General features: G+C 38.4%; 13 protein-coding genes and 2 pseudogenes. 5 read left to right on the forward strand and 10 right to left on the reverse strand.

The window, feature by feature from the left end; genetic code table 11:
- The first annotated feature begins 146 nt into the window (after nt 1–146).
- Nucleotides 147–2,729, forward strand: a complete 2,583-nt coding sequence (locus RB214_RS17115) for a TonB-dependent receptor domain-containing protein (protein WP_309169257.1) — start codon at nt 147–149, stop codon at nt 2,727–2,729.
- Between the two features lie 250 nt (nt 2,730–2,979).
- A pseudogene (locus tag RB214_RS17120) lies at nt 2,980–3,621 on the forward strand (tetratricopeptide repeat protein); the annotation flags it as partial.
- A gap of 32 nt (nt 3,622–3,653) precedes the next feature.
- Here RB214_RS17120 and RB214_RS17125 read toward each other — a convergent pair.
- A complete protein-coding gene (locus RB214_RS17125) occupies nt 3,654–4,622 on the reverse strand; it encodes an IS30 family transposase (protein ID WP_309168378.1) in 969 nt (322 codons plus the stop codon).
- Nucleotides 4,623–4,722: 100 nt separating this feature from the next.
- On the opposite strand from RB214_RS17125, the pseudogene RB214_RS17130 reads away from it, so the two are divergent.
- A pseudogene (locus RB214_RS17130) lies at nt 4,723–5,511 on the forward strand (sulfotransferase); the annotation flags it as partial.
- Here the strand turns inward: RB214_RS17130 and RB214_RS17135 are convergent.
- Nucleotides 5,508–6,416, reverse strand: a complete 909-nt coding sequence (locus RB214_RS17135; protein WP_309169258.1) for an alpha/beta hydrolase — start codon at nt 6,414–6,416, stop codon at nt 5,508–5,510. The pseudogene RB214_RS17130 and the gene RB214_RS17135 sit on opposite strands and share 4 nt — an antisense overlap.
- A 128-nt stretch (nt 6,417–6,544) precedes the next feature.
- Here RB214_RS17135 and rlmF point away from each other — a divergent pair, with 128 nt between their 5' ends.
- Together rlmF and ltaE are read left to right on the forward strand one after the other, a co-directional pair.
- Nucleotides 6,545–7,477: a 23S rRNA (adenine(1618)-N(6))-methyltransferase RlmF gene (gene rlmF, locus RB214_RS17140; RefSeq protein WP_197100681.1), complete on the forward strand. Its 933-nt coding sequence runs from the start codon at nt 6,545–6,547 to the stop codon at nt 7,475–7,477.
- A 40-nt stretch (nt 7,478–7,517) separates the two neighbouring features.
- Entirely contained in the window at nt 7,518–8,522 is a 1,005-nt protein-coding gene (ltaE, locus tag RB214_RS17145; protein WP_309169259.1) for a low-specificity L-threonine aldolase, read from the forward strand.
- On the opposite strand, the gene RB214_RS17150 is transcribed toward ltaE, so the two are convergent.
- From RB214_RS17150 to RB214_RS17185, 8 genes are all read right to left on the reverse strand, one after another.
- Nucleotides 8,505–9,089: a thymidine kinase gene (locus tag RB214_RS17150; protein WP_154902930.1), complete on the reverse strand. Its 585-nt coding sequence runs from the start codon at nt 9,087–9,089 to the stop codon at nt 8,505–8,507. The two genes, ltaE and RB214_RS17150, sit on opposite strands and share 18 nt — an antisense overlap.
- Nucleotides 9,090–9,171: 82 nt before the next feature.
- Nucleotides 9,172–9,966, reverse strand: coding sequence for an amino acid ABC transporter substrate-binding protein (locus tag RB214_RS17155; protein WP_309169260.1), 795 nt, complete (start codon nt 9,964–9,966; stop codon nt 9,172–9,174).
- Nucleotides 9,967–10,038: 72 nt separating this feature from the next.
- Nucleotides 10,039–10,509 carry a methylated-DNA--[protein]-cysteine S-methyltransferase gene (locus tag RB214_RS17160; protein ID WP_024605686.1) on the reverse strand — a complete coding sequence of 157 codons (471 nt, stop codon included), beginning with the start codon at nt 10,507–10,509 and terminating at the stop codon, nt 10,039–10,041.
- A complete protein-coding gene (locus RB214_RS17165; protein ID WP_309169261.1) occupies nt 10,509–11,861 on the reverse strand; it encodes an AlkA N-terminal domain-containing protein in 1,353 nt (450 codons plus the stop codon). Before RB214_RS17165 ends, RB214_RS17160 begins: the two co-directional genes overlap by 1 nt.
- A gap of 74 nt (nt 11,862–11,935) precedes the next feature.
- The gene (locus RB214_RS17170) at nt 11,936–12,547 is read right to left on the reverse strand and encodes a superoxide dismutase (protein ID WP_309169262.1); all 612 of its coding nucleotides are present in this window, start codon (nt 12,545–12,547) and stop codon (nt 11,936–11,938) included.
- Between the two features lie 15 nt (nt 12,548–12,562).
- The gene (locus RB214_RS17175; RefSeq protein WP_309169263.1) at nt 12,563–13,069 is read right to left on the reverse strand and encodes a hypothetical protein; all 507 of its coding nucleotides are present in this window, start codon (nt 13,067–13,069) and stop codon (nt 12,563–12,565) included.
- 79 nt (nt 13,070–13,148) lie between these two features.
- Complete coding sequence (locus RB214_RS17180; protein WP_007582331.1) at nt 13,149–13,631, reverse strand: GNAT family N-acetyltransferase; 483 nt, start codon at nt 13,629–13,631, stop codon at nt 13,149–13,151.
- A gap of 12 nt (nt 13,632–13,643) precedes the next feature.
- Entirely contained in the window at nt 13,644–18,407 is a 4,764-nt protein-coding gene (locus RB214_RS17185) for a PAS domain-containing protein (protein WP_309169264.1), read from the reverse strand.
- Nucleotides 18,408–18,514 lie beyond the last annotated feature (107 nt).

An 18,514-nucleotide genomic window follows, 5' to 3' on the forward strand; every position in this document is an offset into this window, starting at 1 on the left:
AAATAGGACTTCACAAAAAGTAAGCTTAATTGATTAGGCTTTTGAGCTAAACCCTCAAACTTATGTGAAACAAAAAATTAAGTAAAAAATAAATGATGTGAAATTAGCATCAAAAATAAGAATTATTCTAACTGGGGAAAATTAGAATGAAATTAAAAAATAATGCGCTAAACCAAGCAATCAAATTTGCTTTAGCTACAACCACTGCAGGGTTGTTTTTTTCGGGTTCTGCTATTGCAGCAGACGAGCAACAACAAACTAAAGTAAATAAAAACGTAGAGAAAATTGCCGTAGTAGGTACGCGTTCAGCTCCTCGTTCAATAGGTGACTCACCGGTTCCAATCGACATTATTGGCGGCGAAGAGCTTGAAAAGTCAGGTAACACTGACATGCTTGAACTTTTAAAAGGTGCAGTACCATCGTTTAACGTACACCAAAACCCTATCAGTGATGCGGCTTCTCTTGTTCGTCCAGCTAACTTACGTGGTTTACCGTCAGACAGCACATTGGTTCTTTTAAACGGCAAACGTCGTCACCGTGCTTCTGTAATCGCATTTTTAGGCGGTGGTATTAACGATGGCGCGCAAGGCGCAGATATTTCAGTTATTCCAAGCATTGCGATTAAACAAGTAGAAGTACTTCGCGATGGCGCGGCTGCGCAGTATGGTTCTGATGCAATCGCCGGTGTAATGAATTTCCAACTAAAAGACGCTTCAGAAGGTGGTAAATTAGAAATCCGCCATGGTCAATTTTATGAAGGTGATGGCGATACAACACAAGTGTCGGGTAACGTAGGTTTACCGTTTACCGACAATGGTTTTGCTAATTTAAGCTTTCAATATAAAACAGCTAATGCAACAAGTCGTTCAGTTCAACGTGCCGATGCCGCAGCACTTTCAGCTGCAGGTGTGCCTGATGTATCTTCTCTTGCACAAGTATGGGGTGCACCAGAAGTAGATGACGATATTACTATTTTTGGTAATGTGGGTTTAGAGCTAACAAACGACTCTGAATTTTACATGTTTGGTAACTACTCTGAACGTGATGTACGTGGCGGTTTTTATTACCGTAACCCGCAAACACGTTCTGGTGTTTACTCAAATGATGGTGGCGAAACATTACTTGTTGCCGACACAACACCTGATATGAGCGCTAACTGTCCAACTATCACAATAACAGACGGCAATGTACTAGATGATCCTGCTTACATAAATGGTGTAGCAAACAACCCAGATTGTTTTGCCTTTAATGAGATGCTTCCAGGTGGTTTTACACCTAACTTTGGCGGCAACATTACTGATACTTCTTTAACTATTGGTACTAAAGGTCGATTCACTGGTGGCTTCTTAAAAGATACTTACTATGACTTAAGCGGCACTGTAGGTTTAAATGAATCACGTTACTTTATTTACGACACGGTTAATGCCTCTTTAGGTGCAGATACGCCACGTGACTTTAGCCCAGGTAAATACGAACAGCTAGAGAAAAACTTTAACTTTGATTTATCAAAGGGTGTCGACTTTGGTTTAGCATATGATGTAAACATTGCCGGTGGTTTTGAATGGCATGAAGAAACATTCACTATCGTCTCTGGTGATGAAGAATCTTACACTGCAGGCCCTTTAACAGCACAAGGTTTTGGTATTGGCTCTAACGGCTTTCCTGGTTTTAAACCATCACAAGCAGGTGAATTTTCTCGCCGTAACTATGCAGCATATGTTGATGTTGAAGCACCGTTTACTGAAGACTTCTTAATGGGCGTAGCACTTCGATTTGAAGACTACGACAGCTTTGGCACTACCACTAACTACAAAGTAATGGCTCAATACCATTTAACTGAAGATTTAAATATTCGTGGTTCTGTAAGCAGTGGTTTCCGTGCACCAACGGTTGGTCAAGCTAACGTAAGTAATGTACAAACAAGTTTAGATGGCGGTGTATTACAAGATTCAGCGCTTCTTCCACCAACAAACCCAATTGCAGTGCAATTAGGTGGTACAGAGCTTGAGCCGGAAGAATCACAAAGTTATACGCTTGGTGCTGTATACACAATTGGCGAATTATTTTTAACGCTTGATTACTACAACATCCAAGTAGATGACCGTATTAGCCAATCAGATAAAATCAACTTAAGCCAAGCAGACAAAGATACACTTACAGCCGCTGGAGTTCCTAATGTACAAGGTCTTGCTCAGGTAAGCTTTTTTACAAACGACTTTGACACAACAACACAAGGTATCGATTTAGTTGCAAACTATACAGCTGAATTAATGGGCGGTAGCTCTACATTTAGCCTTGCATATAACTGGAATGATACTGAAGTAACTAAATTTAGTGAAATTACAGGTGCGTTTAAAGTTAAGCGTTTAGAAGAAGATTTACCTAACCATCGTGCAACGTTCACATTGTCTCAACAATGGGAATCAGTTTCTGCATTTGCTCGTGCAAACTACTACGGCGAATACCAAGGTGTTCACGTTGATTATGATGCAACAGCTAAAACAGCAGATGCTGCAGTCACTATTGATGCTGAAGTAACTTACTTCTTAAATGAATCAGTTAGCTTCTCAGTAGGTGCTCAAAACTTATTCGACCAAAATGCTGAAAAACTTGATTTTGCAGATGCAACGGGCATCCCTAATAACAACTGGGGTGGTCAGTTCTACGAAACATCTCCGTTTGGTATTAACGGTGGCTTTTACTACGCTAAAGCAACATATACTTTTTAAACTATTTTCATGAAGAACCAAAGGCGAAATGTTAAAGACATTTCGCCTTTTTAATTTTATAGTTAATAAAAATAATAATGAACAATACCAATTGCATTGAATAAGTGTTCTATTATAGCGCTCAGAAAATAGCGTAATAACAAGGCGAAAACTATGATATATAGTTGCTCTATATGAATAATTTTTAACGCAGTGAGTACGCTATTTAATGCGATAGAATGATTATTTTTTTAATAAAATTGGTATAACTATGCTACTTGAAAAAGCCAACCAACTACTGCAACAAAATAAACTCAAAGAAGCCGAGTTCCATTTTAAAGCAATTTTAAATAGTAACCCTGAAAATGGTGAGGCTTTATTTGGCTTAGGCAGAATTGCCTTACGACTAGAACGTTACGACGCTGCTGTATACCTACTCCAAAAAGCTTGTGAGCGCTTGCCTCATATGCTTGAACCATTACATGCCCTTGCTGATGCATTTAACGGTGTTCATTCGCCAAACGATGCACTAACGGTGCTTGAATACGCAAAAAAATTAGCAAGTCATAATCCAGAACCTCATTATTACTTAGCACAGCACTATTTAACACATGGCGAGTTAGATAAAGCTCATACAACTTTTGCTCATGCACTCAGCATTGGTGTATACCCTGTAACAGCCTATATTTTATTTGAACTTGTACAATTAGGTCGCTTTGATAAAGAACATAATTATGTAAGTAATTTGCACCACTTATTAACTCAAACGAGTAATTTACGTTTAAAAATGGTGTGTTACTACGCATTAGCAAACAGTTACGATGCACTTGAGGATACCGAGCAAGCATTTAATTATTTTATATTGGCGAATAAATTACAAAAAAAATTAAGTGAATTTAACACTAAAGATTTAACCCGCGGATTCAAATCTGAAGTGCATAACGTTTAGGCGGCTTTAGCCGCCAAGTGATCCTGCATCAATTTTGCAGGCGTTTCAAATCCAAGTGTCTTCCTCGGACGATTATTAAGTTGCTCAAGTACTGGTATAACTTGCGCTGGTGTTACCGCCTTAAAATCGGTGCTCTTCGGCCAATACTGACGTAGTAATCCATTCGTGTTTTCATTCAATCCGCGCTCCCATGAGTGATAAGGGTGAGCAAAATAAACAGGAACACTTAAAGCCTCTGTGATTTGCTCGTGATAAGCGAACTCTTTTCCATTGTCAGCCGTGATGCTATGAAGCGCTGACCTATATGGCCTTAATAGCTCTATCGTCGCCGCAGTGACGGCTTGTGCTGTTTTGCCTGCCACCTGAGTTGATACAGTGAATTGGGTGACCCGCTCTACAATCGTAACAAGGGCGCCTCGATGACCTTTGCCTATGACGGTATCTATTTCCCAATCTCCGATACGGCCTTTCTCATCAACTATTTGTGGGCGCTCTTCAATGCTAACGCGATTTTTTATTTGCCCTCGGTTTGTTTTACCATGACTGCGCTTGTGATATTTCTTACCGTGTCGGCGCAGATGTAGGTATAACTCACCACCTGCTTTTTTATCTTCCCAGATATACAGATAAATGCATTCATGGCTGACAGACAGTTCACTTTCTTTGCGTAACCATCCCGTTATTTGTTCAGGACTCCACTTCTCATTAAGCTTCTGGGTAATTAAAGCTATCATTTCAGGTGTCATCTTAAGCGGTTTTCTTACACTTCTTCGGCGAAACAAAGCCCGCTCATGAGCTTGTTTGTGTCTGTAACCTCGCTTACCTGTATTTCTAGAAAGCTCTCTTGAAATCGTAGATTGCGATAAATTAGTTAGCTCAGCAATACTTTGTTGCGTAAAACCGCTTTTCTTTAGAACGGCGATCTGGCATCTTTGCGCATAGGTCAGTTGTTTGTAATGTCTCATTGTAAAATCTCTTGCCGGAGAAAAAGCAGTTAGTTTATGAGCAACTGACCACTTAATCTAGCCAAAACAAGTTATGCACTTACAATTTGAATCTAGGACCCCTTTTTACGATGAAATAATAAAATACAACACCGAGGAGTTTATAGCCTCTGCCGATAAAAAGTTTACGGGTAATATCACGCCTGTATTTATTATTGGCATGCCTCGTAGTGGTTCTACCCTTGTGGAGCAAATGTTGGCAAGCCATAGTCAGTTTTCGAGCCTAGGAGAGAGCACGAGTATTAGTAATAACGCAGTTGCTTTTATCGAACAAAAAACGGGAGTGACTTACCCGCAATGTTTAGCACATTTAACGCCGGATTTAATCAAAAAAGCCCGCGAGTTGTATATCACAACATTAAAAACAGCATCGCCCATCAGACCTTTTATAATAAATAAACTGCCGAGTAATTATCAGTCGCTCGGACTTATATATATTCTATTTCCAAATGCTAAATTTATAAATTTAAGTCGTGATTTTAATGCCACCGCATTTTCTATCTTCACTAATTACTTTGCTGAAAACGAGCCTTACTTTTGCTCACTACCTGAGTTTAAGCTTTATCAAAAGTTGTATGAAAAATTGATGAGCCATTGGCACTCTTTTAAAGAGATGCCAATTTATGATGTCAGTTACGAAGATTTAGTGAGTAACCCAAAAGAGCAGCTAACGCAGTTACTTGGTTTTTTAAACTGTAGTTTTGAAGAGCGCTGCTTAGCATTTTATAAACAAAAAACACCGGTAACGACCTTGAGTAAACATGCTATTCGCCAACCTATTAATAACGCCGCAATCGCTAAGTGGGAGCGTTACAAAACACCTCTTTTAAAGTTACTTGATGAGAATTAATTAATCGGATGTGCTTTAAACCAATTAAGTAAATCTTTAAATTGATCATCACGCGCACTTGGGTGGGTAAGCATATTAATATGATCGTAATCAAAATTATGCCCGTGTTTACGACCGTAAATTTGCATTTGTTGAATACCTAGCCCCGATTCGTCCATAAATTTTTGAATATCGATTGGTTGCGCTAATGCTTTATCTTTTACCGCAGCAATATGAAGCGTTGGCGGTAAATGCAGGTTGTTTAGCGCTTTTTCATAATCAAAATTATCATCAGAATCTATCCATGGCTTCTTTTTAGCCCATTGCATACTTTGATAATGCGACTTTTGAGTTTCGTTATCGCTTCCCCACTTATAACCTTTAGCATTTAAATAGCCGTGTTTTTTAGCAAGTAAAGGTGCCATAAAATACCAAATTAAATTGGCTTGTAATAATTTTTGAGGATGATTATTAAATAAAGAGCGCTTAGAGCCAAAATACACACACGCTTTTACATCATTAATATATTCTGGAAAACGTGCAAACGCGCTGTTCATCAATACCCCGCCCCAAGAGTGAGCGACCCAGTAGTCAGGCTTCTTGCCTTCAATCAACTCTATTTGCTTAATAAAGGCTGGAATATCTTCTAAAATGGCCTCGGTCTGACCGTACTTAGCGTCACTTGAAATAATCGGCTTACTATCACCTCGGCCACGTAAATCAGCCACATAGCATCGGTACCCATGCTCAGCCAAAAAAGGGGCTAGTCCTTTATTAGAATGGGTGTAAAAAATTTTACCGTTTTCTACAGCTCCATGCATAAAAAATACGACAGGCCCTTGCTGATTTTCATCGCTGATACGGCGTAAATGAAGTGTTTGGTGAGCGTCTAAATTAATAATTATTGATTGCTGAGAAATCGCCACAGTTATTCCTTTTTATTATTTTCAACTCATCCTACCAGCAATATTAAATATACCAAAGGAAATGTCTGCACTTTACTCATCAGCATTTGTTACAATCACCACATTATATATGTTGTTAAAATGAAGCCATGAAAGAAAATAAAGCACGTTCAAAATTACACCCTCGTAACCTACATAAAAATGGGTACGACTTCGATTTATTAACAACAGAGCACCCTGCTCTACTGCCTTTTGTTATAACCACACCTGCAGGTACTAAAAGTATTGATTTTAGTGATAACAAAGCCGTTAAAACACTCAATCAAGCCCTTTTGAAAGCACATTATAATATTGATTTTTGGGATATTCCCGAGCACAACTTGTGCCCGCCTATACCTGGGCGTGTTGACTACATTCATTACTTAGCCGACTTATTAAGTGATGATAACCAACAACAAATACCTTTAGGTAAGCAAATTAAAGTGCTTGATATTGGCACTGGCGCTAACTTAGTTTATCCGCTTACTGGTACAAGTGAATATAAGTGGCATTTTACAGGGACTGATATTGATGCAGCTTCGGTAAAGATAGCAAAGCAAATTGCTCAGTTTAATGGTTTAAAAATAACCCTAAAACAACAAAAAAACGCATCACATATTTTTAAAGGCGTTGTAAATCAAAAAGATTTATACCACTTAACGCTCTGCAACCCTCCGTTTCATGCAAGCGAAGAAGAGGCAAGTAAAGGCAGTGAACGTAAGTGGAAAAACCTAGGAAAAACACCCAGTAGCACACTTAACTTTGGTGGCCATAATAATGAATTATGGTGTGAAGGCGGTGAAGTACAGTTTATCTCTAACATGATTAAAGAGAGCGAAGACTTTGCAGAGCAAGTACTGTGGTTTACGTCGTTAGTCTCTAAAAAAGATAATATTGCAGCTCTTGAAGAAGTATTAAAAGCCCACCCAATAGCACAATATAAAATAGTTGATATGGCACAAGGTCAAAAAATCAGCCGCTTTATTGCATGGACTTACTTTGATAAAGACACTCGTGAGCAAATTTGTAGCGAGCTTGATTAATACCAATTTTATTAAAAACAATAAAAAGGATAAGGCAATCATGATAGATTTTCGCTCTGATACAGTTACAAAACCAACAAACACAATGCGCGATATTATGTACAGCGCACCGGTTGGTGACGATGTATACGGTGATGATGAAAGCGTTAACCAACTAGAAGCCAATGCGTGTAAGCGTTTTAACTTTGAAGCCGCACTTTATTGCAGCTCAGGTACACAAGCCAACTTACTTGCAATAATGGCGCATTGTGAGCGAGGTGACGAATACATTTGTGGCCAAAATGCACATAACTATAAGTTTGAAAGTGGCGGCGCAGCCGTTTTAGGGTCTGTGCAACCACAGCCTATCGAAAACGATGCTGATGGCAGTATCCCTTTTAGTAAAATAGCGACGGCTATAAAACCAGATGATTGCCATTTTGCAAAAACGCGATTGCTTAGCTTAGAAAACACCATAGGCGGAAAAGTACTCCCGCTTGAGTACTTAGCCCAAGCTCGTGACTTTGTTGACACACATAATTTAGCGCTGCACTTAGACGGCGCACGTGCTTTTAATGCCGCTGTTGAGCTAAATATTGATATCACTGAAATTACAAAACACTTTGACTCAGTTTCTATTTGTTTATCTAAAGGTTTGGGGGCGCCCGTAGGCTCTTTATTATTAGGCTCACCAGCACTTATTAATAAAGCAAGACGATGGAGAAAAGTACTTGGTGGCGGTATGCGCCAAGCCGGAATGCTTGCAGCTGCCGGGCAGTTTGCACTTGAGCACAATGTAGAGCGCTTAAAAGACGATCATGAAAATGCACGTTATTTGGCTCAACAATTAAGTGAAATCAGTGGCTTTACTGTAGATATGATTAACACCACTAATATGGTTTACGCAACATACAGTAGCAGTATAAATATTGAAGATATTGCTGAAGCGCTTAAACAACAAGGTATACTATTTAGCCCAAGCAAGCAGCTTAGGCTAGTTACGCATTTAGATATAACCCGCGAAGATATTGATACATTTTTAAATGCTTTATCGGCCCATATTTAACGCGGCTTTATAATGTTTGCGGCATACCGAAACATATCGGTCATTGCCGCCAATTTCTACTTGGTTACCATCGGCTATTGCTTCGCCATTTTCATCGGTACGCAGTACATGGTTTGCTTTACGTCCACAGTGGCAAACAGTTTTAAGCTCAACTAACTTATCAGCCCACGCAAGCAAATATTGCGACCCTATAAATAGCTCGCCTCTAAAGTCGTTACGCAGGCCATAACACAATACCGGTATACCGAGTTCATCAACCACATCGGTTAATTGCATTACTTGTTCTTTTGATAAAAATTGGCACTCGTCAACTAACACACAATGGCGCTTTTTATCATTATTGAGTGATTGAATAAGATCAAAAACATCTTTACTGGCATCAAATACATGCGCATCTGCTTGCAAGCCAATACGAGACGATACTTTACCTACGCCTTGTCTATCATCAATGGCAGCAGTAAGGATCACAGGTTCCATGCCACGTTCTTTATAATTAAATGCAGATTGTAATAACGTGGTTGATTTACCTGCATTCATTGCAGAGTAGTAAAAGTATAATTGAGCCATTGTGGTGCCATTTTATAAAAAGTGCGCTTATGCTACCTTAATATTAAATTAATACCAATTTACAAACGCGAATTTAATGAGGTTATTTAGGTGTCTGTAAGTATTTAATATACACAGGTGCACTTTCAAATTTTGATAGCCAATGCCACATTTCCCAACTTAGAGTGTTATTTTCTTCGTAGAATTTTTTTGAAAAAACAAGGTAACCATGGCTGGTTTCGTAAGGGGGATAAATAGGTTTAACATTATTACCCTCATACGGATAACTCGACACTTTTAAGCCATCTACTTGGCATAGATCAACGCTCGCCTGCACCACGCCCTTATCTAGCAACTCAAAAGCTTTGCTTTTAGAAAACGTATTATGAATAAAAAATGGTTCTTCTTTCAACGCGCTATTTAGTCCATAGCCATTAGGAATAGCTATCGTAAATGCTTTATTTTGAAATACTTCACGAGTCTCCCATTCCTTATGAAATTTATAACGCCCTATAAGGCAGCTGCCAAATTCACTTACTGCGTAGTCATCTTGTAACTTACCTTGCTCATCAACAGGGTAAACAGCAACGTTTTCTCGCCCTTTGCGGTAACTTGCAATAATAGCATTAACTCGATTAAATTCTAAATCGTTTAAGCATCTACGCCATGGCTTTCTAACAAATGATATTGCTACATTGGGCAATGCTAAATCAAGTTTTTGAAGTATTTCGATTGATGCACCAGGTTTATCTGTTGGTATATTTTGGCCATCACCTAAAAACATAGGAGCTATATTTTTGTCTTCGTAACAAAACACGAGACTTTGCGGCTTGCTAAACGCAGTAGCGGTAAACATTAAACTGGCAATAAAAAAGTACACTAAGCTATTAATACGCATAATAATTTTTATTAGTTGATTATTTAAATTATAGGTTGAGTTAAGCAGACTGGCTATATTTTATCAATTAATTTACATTAATCCTTCGTGTTTCAGCAACCAAAGTTTCCTATCAAGCCCACCAGCATAGCCCGTTAACTTTGCATTTGCGCCAATAATTCGGTGGCAAGGCACTATAATACTAATCGGATTTTTACCATTCGCAGCACCTACTGCCCTCACTGCTTTTGGATTATTGAGTTGGTTTGCAATATAGCCGTATGTTTGCGACTTTCCAAAAGGTACCGTTAATAGTGCTTGCCATACGCTTTGTTGAAATACCGTACCGTTTGTATCAAGTGGTACATCAAAAGTAGTACGTTTTTTTGCAAAGTACTCATTTAACTGCGCAGCACAAATAAGCACCGCCTTGTTAGCGACTTGCTCAAATGGCGTATGAAGGTGCTCAACTGGAGGATAAAACCCAACGTAACTCACTCCTTTATCTGTCGCTTGAATAATTATGTCGTCTATAGGGCTCGAAATGGATGTTTGAATGATCATTATAATTGCTGCCAAAGTTGAAAAGTTAAGTAAGAGCGAAAAGGAGCGCTGTTAGCAGGTACGAAAGGGTTTGCCGCCGCTTGAGCTTTTTTAACACCTAAGTCGCCATCAAGTAATATATCGGGCTGGCTTTGCCCTCGCAACTTTGCATAATTTACCGTCCAAGGACCAATTCCCTTTAAATTAAGCCATTCGTCTAAATCGTCATTTTCAGGATTTAGTGCACAAAACTGGGCTAAGTTGTGTAGCGCATTTTTGCGTGCTTGTGGCATTTTAAAAAATGCAAAATCACTATTAGCAACAATTTTAGCCGTAGGAAAATAAACGGCATCGCCCTCTTTTTCGCCTAATTCGTCAACTAACTTTGTTACTAAATTATGCGCCGCAGTAACACTCACTTGTTGTCCGAGTACCGCCCTTATACCGGCTTCAAAACTTGACCAAATCCCTGGAAGTCTGAGCCCTTCACACACTGTAAACGCATTGTTTATATTGGCGCTTAAATGCGTTTCAATTAAATTAATATCGGCATCTAAATCAAGCACACGGCGTATATTATTTATAACAGGTTGTAAGTACACCGTATTGTCTATATTGATAGATACACTAAAGTGATTTTTACTCGCTATAAATTCAGCGGTAAAGCTTCCTTTATATTCCTCACTTGCAAAAGTACGTCCGTAGCTCGTTTGTGTTATCCACTCCATTGGTTTTATCAAGCGCCTTTGTAAAAAGCTCTGCAAAGCAGGCCAATTATAAGGCGGCCTAAATGGCAGGGTTAAAGTGAGTGTTGACGTTGGTTTTTTATCGCCACTGCGCAGCTTTGAGGGAGCTATATTTAACTGCTGTAAAAAAGCATCATTAAAACGCCTAATACTTTTAAAGCCAGCGGCAAATGCTATTTCGGTAAGGGGTAAATGTGTTTCTTGAATCAATTTTTTAGCAAAGTGACACTGATTAAATAATCGGTATTGCGTAATCGACACGCCAAAATACTGCTTAAACAACTGCCTTAAATAACGACTACTTATACCTAAACGAGCTGCTAATTTTTCGCAGTCATGCTCGTCATTTTGATCTATTAACTGTTTTGCTCTAAGTGCAGTCGTTTTTGTACCCTGCCATGCTGCGCTGCCAGGGGCACTATCGGGCCTGCAACGAATACAGGGCCTAAAACCATCTTGCGCCGCGTTATGGGCAAACTGATAATAAGCAACGTTTTTTTCGTGAGCCGTTGGTGCAGGGCAAATTGGTCTGCAATAAATACCGGTACTTTTTACCGCTACGTAAAAAAGCCCGTCAAAACGAGGATCGCGACTCTGACGTGCTTTTTGCCAATGTGAAGTGTCCATAAACGGCTCTATAAATTAACCTAATAGAGTCTAGCTTATAGAAAATAAACTGTATTACTAGCCATATTCGGCACTCAACCAATAGCCAATAAATAACGCCTTTGTACTTCTTGCCAATTAATTACATTATAAAATGCAGCAATATATTCAGGGCGTTTGTTTTGATACTTCAAGTAATAAGCATGTTCCCATACATCAAGTCCCAAAATAGGGATATTTCCCTGCATTAATGGGCAATCTTGATTAGCACTATTTTCTACAATCAACTTTTCATCTGGCGTTACACATAACCACGCCCAACCACTACCAAATTGGCTAATTGCCGCGGCTGTAAATTGGTCTTTAAATTTATCAAAACTGCCTAGTTGCTCATTTATAACCTGAGCCACAATACCTTCAGGTTGACCTCCTCCTTGTGGGCTCATTATTTGCCAAAATAAGCTGTGATTAAAATGCCCTCCTACATGCTCTTGTACTGCTTTTTGCAAATTACTAGGCAGGCTGTTTATTCCCTTAAGTAATTTTTCAGCATTTGCGGTTGCATATACAGTATCTGCTAAAGCAGCATTGGCTTTATTGATATACGTTTGATGATGCAATGTGTGGTGAATATGCATCGTTTTACTGTCTAAATGAGGCTCAAGCGCATCATATTCATAATCAAGTGCTGGCAATGTAAACGCCATAAATTACTCCTTATTTTAATGTAGCAGGCTGTTTGTTGAGTCTTTAGAGCATAAGCAAAAATTCACTTGCTCTATTAGCTCAGGTAAAAAATGATAACGTCTTGCAAATGATACAAGTTCAGAGGAAGTTTTAATGTAATGATGCTTACTCACTTTTTGTATATCGTAATGAGTATGCTTAATTAATGAAGAGAGTGTTAAGTGTACTTCGCATAGCCATTTGCATGCATTTTCAGGCTGTTGCATAGCTATATAGGTATCAGCTAAATTATGTGACGCAACAACAAGTGCGGGTATACAGTGCTCAATAGCATGAATGACAGTGTTATTAATCTGATCATATAAAAATTGCTGAAGAAGATGATCTGCAAGTGTTTTAGCTAATAAGTATTTATCGCGGGCTTCGAGAAGTGCACCTTGTTCAAATGCATAATTACCTTGCATTATATTCGACTGCCAAGGGCTTAATGCTTGATCAAGATAAAGTAAATCTAAGTGGGGTTGTTTTTGACTTGAGATCATATAATCATCTGCACGTTTATTTATGAGTGTGTATTTAACTTACACACCCACAAAACTAAATGCAAATGATTTTCATTAACTATTTAGCGAAGTCTAATAATTCCTGCCCTGTTAAGCGATATATAATCCATTCGTTTTGAGGCTTTGCACCAATGCTATTGTAAAAATCGATAGCGGGTTTATTCCAATCAAGCACTACCCATTCAAAACGCCCACAGTTATTACTAATCGCCTTATTAGCTAAGTGCTTCATAATGGCTTTACCTGCGCCATTGCCACGGCTATCTGGGCTTACGTATAAATCTTCAAGGTATAGGCCATTTTTACCTAACCAGGTAGAGTAATTATAAAAATATACCGCAAAACCAATTGCCTCATCACCTTCTAAACAAATTATGCTGTGCGCAGTTGCACCTTCACTAAACAGAGTATCTAAAATTGCCTGCTCGTCTGTTTTTACTGCATCAGGTTCTTTTTCATATATGGCAAGTTCGGTAATAAAGTGCAAAATTGTTTTTGCGTCACTTGGTTTTGCATCACGTATTATAACGGGTTGGCTCATTGTATTTTTACCTTAAATATACTGCTCTAATTTATCTTTTAAAATATCTAATTGAATAGGTTTACTCAAGTAGTCATCCATTCCAGCTGTTATACAACGCTCTTTATCAGAGCCCATTGCGTTAGCCGTAATAGCAATGATCCTAATGTTTTTGTGTTGTATACCCGCCATACCTTTACGTATAGCTGCAGTTGTAGCAAAGCCATCCATAACAGGCATCTGGCAATCCATAAGAACGAGCTTAAAGAAACCAGAATCGTGAGACTCTAATATATCTATCGCTAATTGACCATTTTCGGCAATTGTAACGTCACAATTAAGCTTTTTGAGCATTAATGTAGCCACTTGCCGATTAATTGGATTATCTTCTACAAGTAATATTTGGGTAGGTTCCTGCACCTTTTCTTTTTTAAGAGAGGAAATATAGCCTGAAGTAACAAGTGGGAGTGTCTCATCTGAATCATTACTTGTTATGACTGACAGTGCAGAAATTAAATCGGCAGTGGTTACAGGTTTGGGGAAATATGCCTGAAAGCCTGCATTAGAATAGCGCTGCGCACCTTCCATACCAGCAATACTGGTCATCATTACAAGTGGCATTGATTTATAATGTTCATGTGCTTTTAGTGCTTTACACAGCTCTATACCATCCATTCCTGGCATTTGCATATCAAGCACTGCAATGTCATACATGCAATTGTTACTTTTATACTGCTGCGCGCACATATCAAGAGCTTCGCGTGCGTCACATGCAAGCGCAACTTTAGCGCCCCAGTGCTCAAGCTGCTGTGAAATTACAATTCGATTTGTCTCGTTATCATCAACAACCAAAACGGTTAGCTCTTCCATATTAATATTAGGAATATAACGTTCTTTTTGATCTCCCGGAGTCAGCATTATAGTGGCAGTAAAAGTACTCCCTTTACCGGCTTCGCTAGTGAGAGAGATAGCTCCCCCCATTAGTTCACAAAGCTGCTTACAAATAGCCAGCCCTAAGCCACTGCCTCCATATTCACGCGTTGTTGATGCATCGACTTGAGAGAAAGGGGTAAATAATTGCTGTTGCTTTTCTTCACTTATTCCTATGCCTGAGTCCTTTATACTTACAACAAACTCTATACCTTGAGCTACTTTATTAATTTTCGCGCTTACAACAACCTCGCCTTGACTCGTAAACTTAACGGCGTTGCTTAATAAATTAGTAAGTACTTGTCGAATCCGCCCAGGATCTCCGCATAACTGCGAAGGCTCTAGCGCTACCAAATCTAAAATTATTTCTATACCTTTTTCTTGAGCAGTCAATGCTTGTGCGGCAGCAACTTCACCAATTAAATCACGTCCATTAAAGTTAATCTCTTCAAGTTCAATTTTACCCGCTTCGGCTTTAGAGAAATCTAAAATATCGTTAATTACACCCAATAAAGAGTGCGCACTTGTTTTGGCTATACCTACTTTTGTTTCTATTGGTTTAGGGAGTGACTCTAATTGAACAAGTTCTAGCATACCGAGTACACCATTCATTGGCGTTCTTATTTCATGGCTCATGGTTGCTAAAAATTGGCTCTTAGCAATGGCTGCATCTTCAGCTTTTACAAGTGCTACTTTTAGCTCCTCACTAATTACTTTTCGTTGCTGAGAAACTAAAGTGCTTCCCACTAAAGTAGCTAATGAGCGAAGATACGTTTCTTCACTTTGCGTCCAATTGTGATGTTCGCCTACCGTTTCAGCGCACAAAATACCTAAATTACCATCACCAGTTGCTATTACTGCATCAAGCATCGATTTAATATTTAATGGCTTTGTATACGCTTCTATAAAATCAACAGTTGCTGGGTGCGTATAAACATCATCAATGGCTACTAAGTTTTGCTTATAAATGGCGCTATAATATGCAGGGTAGTCTTTAGCAGTTAAAACAGCATCTGTATCTACAAACCCTTGTCCATCTATGTATAAACTATGACATGTCATTACATCTCGTTGATCGTTAAAAATCCATACCGACGCACGTGCAACATTTAGCACTTCGCACATAGATTTAACGGCTAGCTTTTTAACTTGCTCTACATCACTATTTTGCACTTCAGGTGCGACTGTAAGCGCGGCTAAATTTTTGTTATAGCGGTTTGCTTTTTCGCTTTCGAGTTCAAGGCGCTTATGTGCATCAATACTTTGAAATGAACCAAAAACACGTACGCATTTACCATCTTTAAGCTCTGCTTGGCCCATTGATTTAACCCAACGCTCTTGCCCCGAATAGGTCAAAATAATAAGCTCTACACTCCAGCTTTCACCTAAAGTCACAGCGCATTCAAATAAGGTACTTATAGTGTCTCGGTGTATTCCTGGTTTATAAAAATCAATAGCAGTATCTATCCTCGGCTCAAATCCCTCTGGTACTTCGTGGATAACTTTAACTTCATCAGACCAATAAAGAGTATGCGCATCTAGGTCCATCTCCCATGCACCAATCTGTCCTTGCTTACTCATTGATTCAAGCAGGCTTTGCTGACGGCTTATTTTTAATTGTGTATTGTAACGTTCTGTAATATCTAAAATAAATCCATCTAAATACAATATATTGCCATCATCTGCGTAAATCGCTTGGCCTTTTTCGTTTACCCAATGCAAAGAGCCATCGCGGGCTTTAATTCTATACTCAACAGACCATGACTGCTTAGCGCTAACACAACGGACAATTTCATCTTTTATTTTTTGAGAATCGTCTTCACATATTAAATCAAAGAAGCAAAGATCTTCATTGTGTATCAACTCATCGGGTGAATAACCGGTAATTTCACTCGCTTGCTCGCTCATGTAAAGCATGCTTAATTTGTCATCAAACTTACATCTATAAATAATACCAGGGATATTTGATACCAAAGATGCAAATCTGTCTCGGCTTCCTTGTAGCTCAAGCTCTGTAGATTTTCGATCTGATATATCTAAATGCGTACCGATCATGCGTTTTGGAGAGCCATCGGTATTCCACTCAACTATTTTTGCAGTATCGAGAACCCAAATCCAATGTCCGTTTTTATGCTTCATGCGGGCTTCACTAACATAATAGTCAGTCTCGCCGGAAAAATACGCTTGAAGTTTTTTCTCCGACATAGCTAAATCATCAGGGTGAGCGTAGGTATACCAAGTATCTATAGTACAAGGTTCAATATCACTGAGCTTGTAACCTATAATCTCGGCCCAGCGGTTATTAAATGTCACATTTTTAGTATCAATGTACCAATCCCAAATACCCACTGCTGTTAAGTCAATCACTAGCTGCAACTGTGTTTTGTGTTGCTCAAGCTCTAGCTCTTGTAATTTCAGGGCTGTAATGTCAGTACGAATAGCAATATAGTTTTGCGGTTTTCCATTTTCATCTAAAAATGGTGCAATGGTGGTATCTACCCAATAAAAACCACCATGCTTAGCTTGATTGCATATTTGCCCGTTCCATATATCACCACGTTTAAGCGTTTTATACATATTTTTAAAAAATGCTTTTTCGTGTTTACCTGAATTTAAAAGGCGATGGTTTTCGCCTATTAATTCGTGTTCATCGTAGCCACTAATCTCACAAAATTTCTTATTTACAAAAGTGATGGTGCCATGCAAATCAGTTACAGCAACAATAGCGTGTTCATCTAATGCACTTTTTTGCTCGGCTAATTGTTTTAATGCAATTTGAAGTGCAGAGCGTTGTTTTTGTAATATACTTTGTTGCTCTTCTTTTACGGCTACTAAATTACGTAAACCCAATGAAAGCTGGTTAAACTCAATACTGTCGTTTATTACAGGGACTTTTACCTTGTCTCCTTTTGTAATACTTTCAACAATTTTAGCTAAGTTAATTAAAGGTCTAGAAAGTCGACGCCCAAACCACCACGATGACGTTAATATAAACAGCAATGCCCCCGCATTTGTTAATAAAGCAAGCTGTTTATAAAAATTAGCACCTTGTAGTGCAACTTCTTTTGGTTTTGTTACAAGTAACTGCCATCCAGATTCATTTAAAAACTCTAGAGAATCAATATACCCGTATAAAGTCTCTTCATTTTTATTACTGTAAGAAAAGACACGTTGCGTTGGGGAGCCGTTTTGAGAGAAAAATAATGGTTGAGAATCGTCTGAATTATTATTTTTTTGAATTTTATTATTATGCATAACATAAAATGTTATGTCTTTATTTACAGCGTGTATTTTACTTAGATTATTTAATAAGCCGTTTAAATTTATATCTGCGAGCAATATGGCTTGTAGCTTATTTTCGGTATTTACTAACGGTAAGCCAATAATATGATACTCACGCCCTGAGACTGTCATTGACTGAAATTGGATTTTACCTGTATTTTTAATACCAGAGAGTATGTTATTAAAACGTTGATCTTTAATAATATTAAAAAAGGGAGATGAAGGTAGTGATTTAACGAGGTTTACATCAATAAGCTCTACATGATTAACAAAATCATACTGCTCAATAAATTGATTAATTAATTTTTGCTTTTTATTGGGGCTGATATCAAACTGCGCCCTAAGCAAATATAAATCTTTAACATGGTCTGTAAACCAAATATCAGCAAATTGCTTACCTATATTATTAAGCTCGTTAAGTTCAGTGTCTGCATTTTGTTTAAGCGTGCTATTTACATGTTCAAGACTAAACCACGTAAGTATACAAAGTGGCCCTAAGGCTATAATTATAAAGGTTATAATTAACTTACTTCGAACAGACTGTCCTTTACCTGTTAATTCACCAAAGTTTAAACCTTTGTCCATGCTTAATATCCAGCAACTTATAATCATTTAATATTACTTACATTAATGCACTAAATATATAAAGACGCAAGTTTTGAGCGGTAAACTCCTTAAAAACTGGGTATTTA

Source organism: Pseudoalteromonas sp. HL-AS1 (assembly GCF_031198785.1).
GTDB classification, from domain to species: Bacteria; Pseudomonadota; Gammaproteobacteria; order Enterobacterales; family Alteromonadaceae; genus Pseudoalteromonas; species Pseudoalteromonas distincta.